Origin of the sequence: Streptomyces sp. NPDC001933 (assembly GCF_042890955.1) — a bacterium.
In the GTDB taxonomy this organism is placed as follows: Bacteria; Actinomycetota; Actinomycetes; order Streptomycetales; family Streptomycetaceae; genus Streptomyces.
In genome coordinates, this window is record NZ_JBIASS010000077.1 from 1 (window position 1) to 7469 (window position 7469).

Consider the following 7469-nt stretch of genomic DNA (forward strand, 5'->3'; position numbering starts at 1 on the left):
TCCCTCTGCTCCGCGGTCGCGCAGTGCCCGCAGTCGGATCGCCCGGTCGGTCTCCACGGCGGCCATGCCACAGCTCCAGGCGGGCGCGACGACGGAACGGTGGATGCGCCCCATCGCCAGGGCCAACCGGTCGAGGCGGTTGGCACGTCCGTCGGCCAGTTCATGGATCCAGTCGGGGACTTGATGGTGGCGGGCGAACGCCGTAGTGAGTTCGTCGGCCAGGCGCCGGTGCGGAGTGCGGCACAGTTCGTCGAGGCCGGCACGCATTCCGTCACGCCCCGACGCGGGTGTGAGGAAGTCCGGGAAGTATCCCGCCCGTTCGGGCGCGAGCAACCGCACCATGCGCACGTCGGCCGCCAGCTGCGCGCCCGTGACTGCGGCCGCGGCGCGGCGCCGCCAGACGGAGAAGGCCGCCGCGCCGCCCGCGCTGAGCTGGTGCACAGCAAGCACCGTGTCCCATAACGGATCGGTTGCCACGTGGACCTTCGCCAGGTCCCGGTCGGTGAAGTGGATACGGAGCATGAGTTCCCCATTGACGGCGTGATGCAGCAGACTCATCCCACGGCTTCTGTGCTGAGCTGGTGCGGAACCGCTCCAGGTCCAGCAGTACGTTGCTGAAGGAGGGCGTGGTGATCGCGCAGTACTGCTTCACTTGTTGAAACAGCGCTCGACAGCGTTGCAGCATTTGTAGAGCTGTTGGTCGAGGACCGTGGGCTGCCCCCCGTGGCGGCCCCGGTTGTGGTGGTCTGCCTTCTGATCCGAGCGCCCCGGTTTTTCTGTCTCTGAATTGTCCGGCAGGCCCGGCCCGTATTAACGGGCCGGCCGACCCTTAAGACGTTAGGGCGTGCGGTTTTCTTGGACCAGTGTGCACGGTGCTCAATGTCGGGTGCGGGTTGTGCACGGTGCTCAGACGGCCCGGATGTCGGCGATGTGGAGCGCGTGGACGACGTCGTGGATGCCGGTGCCGGCGGTGAGCAGATCGAGGCCCAGGACGGACTCAACCTCGCGCAGGTGCGTGCGGATCGTGTTGCGGCTGATGCCCAGGGCGCGGGCAGCGTGCTGTGCGTCGGTGTTGGCGTCGATCCATGCCTGGAGAGTGCGGCGGTGCCGATCCTGAAGGGGGCGGAGGGTGGCTGCGGCCCAGGCAGCGGCGCGTTCGGTGCGCAGCAGGTCGTCCAGGGTGGAGAGTGGTTGGTCGTAGTCGGGTTCGGGGGTGGGGAAGGCGCTGCTGAGGGCGAGGGCCAGGTGGACGGTGGCGCGGCAGTGGACGTCGGTGAGGTTGAGGCCGAGGGATGCTTCGGTGCGTTTGAGGTGTGCGGTGACGGTGTTGCGGCTGAGGCCGAGGAGCTTGGCTACGGCGGCGCGGGGCATGTTCATGGTCAGGCGGGTGATGTCGGTGCTGGTCTTCGTGGCTGTGTCCAGCGGTCGCAGGAGTGTGCGGGCCCATTCCTGGGATGCCTGGCGGGGAAGGACGCCTTCCAGTGGAGTCCGGCCGTGGTAGGAGGCCACGCGGTCGGGTGCGGTGGGGGCGGCGGCCAGGGCGTGGGCTGCCTGGCTGTAGGCCTCGGCCGCCGCGTGAAGAGGATGGCTGCCGCTGACACCCATCGCGTAGCGCGGGTTGTCGCGTACCAGACGGTGCAGGGTCTCAGCGTGACCACGCAGCTGCCTGCCGGGGCCGTCTGGTTCCTCGTCATCGGTAAGGAGGCAGATGATGTGGTGCTTGAAGACCGGGCATTGCACCATCAGGCCTGAGCCGTGGTAGCCGGAAGGGTCCTGGTAGGTCCGGACGATCCTGTCGCGGTCTGCCGGCGGGCACTGCAGCAGGTAGAGCCGCAGCCGGTCGGCGTCCAACAGCGGCGGAATGGCGCCGGTGGTCATCCGCCGGGCCAGTATCGGCTCCCCCGACAGGAGTGCGGACAGCACCGCAAACCGTAACTGGTGTGTCGTGTGCTGGTAGTCGTGCCAGATGCGATCACTGCGCCCTGCGCGGCGCAGCAGTGTGAGGACGCTGCCGGTGTGCGAGATCAGCGCGATCGCATCCGGGGTCGGCTTCGAAGGGCCGGCCACCACCAGGACCGGACGGGGTTCGTGTGGCCCGAGAGCCTCGCATCGCACGTGCAGTGCACCGGATTGGGTCACGGCTGCAGCCAGCTGCCCGCCGGACATGCGTACCAGCAGCGGAGCGAGCGGCCCCAGTACCTCGTGGGGGAAGCCTGCCGTGGACGACTCGATCGTGCCTGCGTCGTCGGTGACCAGCGCGACGTGGACGCCGGTCTGCCGGTGCAGCCATTCGAGAACCTTCCGTACGTCAGGCCCGACCCCGCGTGACGACTGAAGCCTGACTTCCCGCAACAGCCCTTCCAGGACTCCGACCTGCCACTGCGCTCCGGCATCCGCCACGGATCCATGCTCCTCTGCCCGACAGGCCGTTTCTCTCCGGCTCACCGTGTCCGGGGCATAGCCCGCACATCGGCCATCCCCGGCACCCTGTGCTCGCCAGCACGAGTTCTCGCGTGGCCGTCGATGGACGGCTCCGGGGGCCCGCTGCACCTCTGCGCTGTCCAACAGCGTCGGCGCCAATGGTGTCCTGTCCGGGCTGGACGCGCTTAGCGATTTCCATCTGCGGCAGGGTGGGCCTGCCGCTCATTGCCCCTCGTTTCGCCATGGTCCGCACCGTACTGAGCGCCGGTCAGTCCAGCCGGGACTTCGCGAGAACCAGCCAGGCAGGTGCCACTGTTCAGCCACCACTTTGAGCACTTCAGCCACCACTTTGAGCACTTCAGCCACCACTTTGAGCACTATGGCCGAGTTCGATAGGCGCAGGAACAGACAGGGTGGGGTCGCTCGCACGTACGCTGCGGTGCACCGGCGCCTACTTCCTCCGACCACCGCGGGTACGGGACGGGCACCCCATCGGGATCTGGGCGAAGAACGCCCGCGCGGCGGCTCGTAGGGCGCGGGAGAACGAGGAACTCCGTGCCCCCCGTCCGTCCGGCGCCCAGGGCCGGACGGACGGCCCCGCACTTCTTCCGCTCCTCCTCACTGACCTGCGCGTCGGGCCGGGTCAGAAACTTCCCAATGTCGTTGTCAAGCCGACGCCATGACACGTTGTGACGGCTGATAGCACGATCCGTCACGGATCATGGCCCAGAGGACGTTGGCTCGACGGCGGGCGAGAGAGAGTACGGCTTGCTTGTGGTTCTTGCCCTCGGCGCGCTTGCGGTCGTAGTAGGAGCGCGAGACGGGGCAGAACCGGATGCTGGCCATGGCGGACATGTAGAAGGCTCTGAGCAAGCCGCGGTGATAGCGATGAGGCCGGCGCATGTTGCCGCTGACGCGGCCGGATTCTCGTGGGACTGGCACCAGGCCGGCGAACGTGGCGCGGCGGTCGGCCGTGCCGAAGGTATCGAGGTCGCCGCCGGTCGCGGCGATGAACTCGGCGCCGAGCATTGGACCCATGCCGGGCATGCTACGGATCACGGTCGCGTGAGGGTGGTCGTGGAACCGCGCCTTGATGAGCGCGTCAAGCTCGGCGACCTCCCCGTTCAGGGCGAGGATGCCCTTGGCGAGGCGGGCGACCATCTCCGCGGCCAGCTTCTCGCCGGGAAGACAGGTGTGTTGAGCCTAGGCGGCTTCGAGTGCCGCTTGGGCGATCGAGGCGGCACCTCTGACCTTGCAGTTCTTCAGCCAGGTCTCGATGCGCTTGGCCCCTGCCCTGCGGATCGCTGCCGGGGTCTGGTAGCCGGTCAGCAGCCGGATCGGCCCCTGATTCGTCAGGTCGAGCCCACGTTCCAGTGCGGGGAAGATCTCCAGCAGCTGGGCGCGCAGGCGATTGATCTGCCGGGTGCGGTCGTTAACGAGATCGTTGCGGCGTGTGGTCAGAATCCGCAGGTCAACGGCTATCTCGTCGCCGGGTCGCAGGGCTCCGAGGTCTCGCCGCATGCGGGCCTGGTCCGCGATGACGAAGGCGTCCTTCGCGTCGGTCTTGCCCTGGCCGCGGTAGGCCGCCGAGGCTCGGTGTACGGCCAGGCCGGTGAGGTAGACCATCGGCTGGTCGTGGTTGATCAGTAGACCGATCAACAAGGCAGCTCCGCCGTGGTTGATGTCCACCGCCCGCAGCGCGTCCTGCGAGAGGGCCAAGACGTCCCGGATCAGTTCCAGCAACGCTTGCTCGTCGTTCAATACCCGCCGGGACAGCAACCGTTCGCCCTCTGGGCCAACCACCACGCAGTGGTGATGTTCCTTGCCGATGTCCACCCCGGCCCAGATTTCTGGCACGGCCCCTCCGTCAGCTCGTCGTTCACCGAACCCGCAGACGACCTCGCCGGCGCTGTCCTACAGAACGATCGCGTCGCGTTTCCCAATCAGCGGTCGAGTCGACGCGGGGCTCCGGGCGGCCAAGTTTCTGAAGCCATCGTGCGGCGAGGCACTCAGAGCCATACCCGGAACCCCTGGGCCCGACGATCTTACGAATGACCGTCCGCGACCCGCGCTTGAAAGGTAGGACAGGCAATCAGGCGGGATGGTGGGGCAGTTCCTTGTCGGCGCGGCCGCCGGTTCCGAGGGTCCGCCACGGGGGCAGAGGCGGACGCCGGGCGTGTGCCGAGTACGCCTCGGGCTCGCAGTTCGTCGAGGTCGGACAGGCGCTCTCCGGGGAGAGCGTCGAGCAGGTTGGCCTGGGCGGCGCGGATGCTGGGCGCGGGGGCCTGGGGGCCGGAGCCAAGGGCGCGGCGGGCGGTCACGCCGGTCATCGTACGGGCAGCGCATCACCGACCTGCTGGCCGCCGGACTCCCGTGCAACGGGGTGCCGGCGCGGCGGCTGGGATCGTGGTCCAGGAGCAGCGTGTTGGCCCTGGCCTGCGGTGGTCGGGTCTGTGGTCGGGGCGGGCCCGGCCGCCTGAGGTCGTGTCTCCTTAACGTCCTGCTGAACAGGAGGGGATGGACGCGTGCGAGGGCCTGTCGGAAGCGCCTGGGTGGCGTACACACTCATTTGACTAGTCACCCTTCGTGCGTGAATGCTCACTAAGCGTTCCAGCTGACTTGCCCATTCTCGTGGGCCTTGACGACAGGGCACATTCATGTCTTCGGCCATGCGCAAGACGACGAAAACTCCGGTGGCACGGCGGCTGGCCGCCGCGGCCATCGCGCTGGGCAGCTGCCTGGCGCTCGCCGGCCCGGCGGGAAACGCCGGTGCGGCGCCCGCCGATCCCGTGCCGACCGTCTTCTTCGGCGACTCCTACACCGCCAACTTCGGCATCGCACCCTTCCAGGAGGACGACAGGATCTTCTGCTTCCAGGCGAAGGAGAACTACCCGGCCGTCGCCACCCGGCGTCTCGCGGACAAGGGCATCACGCTCGACGTCCAGTCGGATGTCTCCTGCGGAGGCGCAACCGTCCGGAACTTCTGGGAAGAACAGGAACTGCTGGGCGGCATGAAGGTCCCGCCGCAGCAGGACGCGCTCAAGCAGGACACCCAGCTGACGGTGGGAAGCCTGGGCGGCAACACGCTGGGCTTCAACCGCATCCTGAAGCAGTGTTCCAACAAGCTCCGGACGGAAGGCGTTCTGCTGCCGGGAGAGCCGGTGGACAAGGACGAGCCGGCCTCCAAGTGCGGTGAGTTCTTCGAATCCGGGGACGGAAAGCAGTGGCTGGACGGTCAGTTCGAGCAGGTCGGATATGACCTGGAGGAGCTGCTCGACCGCATCGGCTACTTCTCCCCCGACGCCAAGCGCGTCCTGGTCGGCTACCCCCGGCTCGTGCCCGAGGACACCACCAAGTGCCTGACCGCGGCGCCCGGCCAGACGCAGCTGCCGCTCGCCGACATCCCCCAGGACGCCCTGCCGATCCTGGACGCCATCCAGAAGCGGCTGAACGACGTCATGAAGAAGGCCACCGCCGACGCCGAAGGCGGCGCCGACTTCGTCGACCTCTATGCCCGCACCGGCAGCAACACCGCGTGCGACGGCGCCGACCGGGGCGTCGGCGGCCTGCTGGAGGACTCCCAGATCGGCGAGGGCCAGAAGCTTCCCTGGTACGCGCACCCCAACGTCAAGGGCCGCGACATCCAGGCCGAGCAGGTCGCCGACAAGGTTGAGCAGATCCTCAACCGGTAGGAGGGCACGCGGCCCGTGCCGGTGTTCCTCGGCCAGCGGTCGGGACGACCGTAGCGGGTGCAACAGGTGTGGTGCACGGAAACGCCGCGCGGGTCGTCTGCCTCATCTCACAGGACCCACCGACGGCTGGCTCATTCATCACTGAGCTCAGCAGGCTTGGATGCTGTCTGCCCCGCCGGGGCGGGGCAGACAGTTGGGCCGTCAGGTGATCGTGCCGCTCTGGCCGGCGATCTGGGTGATGGTGAAGTGGACGAACTCGGCGGGGGGCGCACGGGTGCGACGCCAATGTGTCCTCATCACCCCTTGACCGGCCCGCCGGGTTGCGTACGGGGTGCAGTGCGACGACCTCCTGAGGCCCTCCCCAGCCGAGGGCGCGCAGAAGGCCGATTGACGGTCTACCACCCCCGTCTAGCTGCGGATCAACTACTTCGGCTACCCCGATCTACTGATCCGCCCACCCCGGATCTACCACCACGAGAGGATGGCCCCATGGACGACCTGATGCAGTTCCTTCGTGACAGGCTCGACGAGGACGAGTCCGTGGCGCGCACCGCCGGAGGCGGCAGCACTGACGGGCTCCGCTGGCTGGACCACGGCTCGGAAAGCGGACTGGTAAGTGACGACGCCGGAATGATGGTCACCCACAAGCCCAGTACGGATGACGAGCATGCCGCCCACATCGCCCGCCATGACCCGGCCCGCGTCCTGCGCGAGGTCGAAGCCAAGCGGCAGATCATCGACCGGCACCAACCCGGAACGACGGAGCACGTGGACGGGGACGTATGCATGGTCTGTGAAGTGGGAGGCGACGGGCCTTACTACCCCTGCGCCACAGTGCGCCTGCTCGCCCTGCCCTACGTCGACCACCCGGACCACCCCGACTACCACGCCCCGTGGCGGCCGTAGCCCCGGCGCCTACCGTGGAGAACGTCCCAACCCGCGCTGCTGGCTGCTCCGCTACTCGGTTGCCGGAAACCGTCTACGGATACTTCGCCGCATGGCAGAAGGACGGAGTCTTCGACCAGCTCAACGGACTGCTCCGCCGACGACGTTGTCGCGTTGGTGCGGTGTTGATCGATTGAGGACGCGTCAGGGTGTGTAGGGGTCGGGCGGGGGCCTGGCCTACGCTGCGATGGGCTGGTCGGTGGCGCCGGTGATCTCGTCCCAGATGGCGAAGCGGGTCGGCGGACCGTGGACGCTATAGACTCAAAAAACCAGTTTGGGAGCTCATGATCCGGACTGGGGACCGGGGGGACGGCCACCCAGGAGGACGCGATGTTGCGGCATACCAGACTGACCGGTGAATCGGCGGACTACCTCGACGCCCGCGAAGAGCTGCGCCTGGCCGAGATCGAC

The 7469-nt window shown here is 67.9% G+C and carries 3 protein-coding genes and 2 pseudogenes; 2 read left to right on the top strand and 3 right to left on the bottom strand.

Going from position 1 to position 7469, the window contains the following annotated elements; translation table 11 throughout:
- From ACFYY7_RS44750 to ACFYY7_RS44760, 3 genes and pseudogenes are all read right to left on the bottom strand, one after another.
- Positions 1-558 (bottom strand): annotated as a pseudogene (locus tag ACFYY7_RS44750) (transcriptional regulator); the annotation flags it as partial.
- A 348-nt stretch (positions 559-906) separates the two neighbouring features.
- Positions 907-2400: a helix-turn-helix domain-containing protein gene (locus ACFYY7_RS44755; protein ID WP_388672036.1), complete on the bottom strand. Its 1494-nt coding sequence runs from the start codon at positions 2398-2400 to the stop codon at positions 907-909.
- A 687-nt stretch (positions 2401-3087) separates the two neighbouring features.
- A pseudogene (locus ACFYY7_RS44760) lies at positions 3088-4278 on the bottom strand (IS110 family transposase).
- An 800-nt stretch (positions 4279-5078) separates the two neighbouring features.
- On the opposite strand from ACFYY7_RS44760, the gene ACFYY7_RS44765 reads away from it, so the two are divergent.
- Together ACFYY7_RS44765 and ACFYY7_RS44770 are read left to right on the top strand one after the other, a co-directional pair.
- The gene (locus ACFYY7_RS44765) at positions 5079-6113 is read left to right on the top strand and encodes an SGNH/GDSL hydrolase family protein (protein ID WP_388672039.1); all 1035 of its coding nucleotides are present in this window, start codon (positions 5079-5081) and stop codon (positions 6111-6113) included.
- A gap of 489 nt (positions 6114-6602) precedes the next feature.
- Positions 6603-7019 (top strand): DUF6221 family protein, encoded by a 417-nt coding sequence (locus ACFYY7_RS44770; RefSeq protein ID WP_388672042.1) that lies wholly within the window; start codon positions 6603-6605, stop codon positions 7017-7019.
- The last annotated feature ends 450 nt before the right edge of the window (positions 7020-7469 follow it).

Coding starts and splice junctions, on each gene's coding strand:
- ACFYY7_RS44765 (WP_388672039.1), top strand. CDS start 5,079: ATGTCTTCGGCCATGCGCAAGACGACGAAAACTCCGGTGGCACGGCGG.
- ACFYY7_RS44770 (WP_388672042.1), top strand. CDS start 6,603: ATGGACGACCTGATGCAGTTCCTTCGTGACAGGCTCGACGAGGACGAG.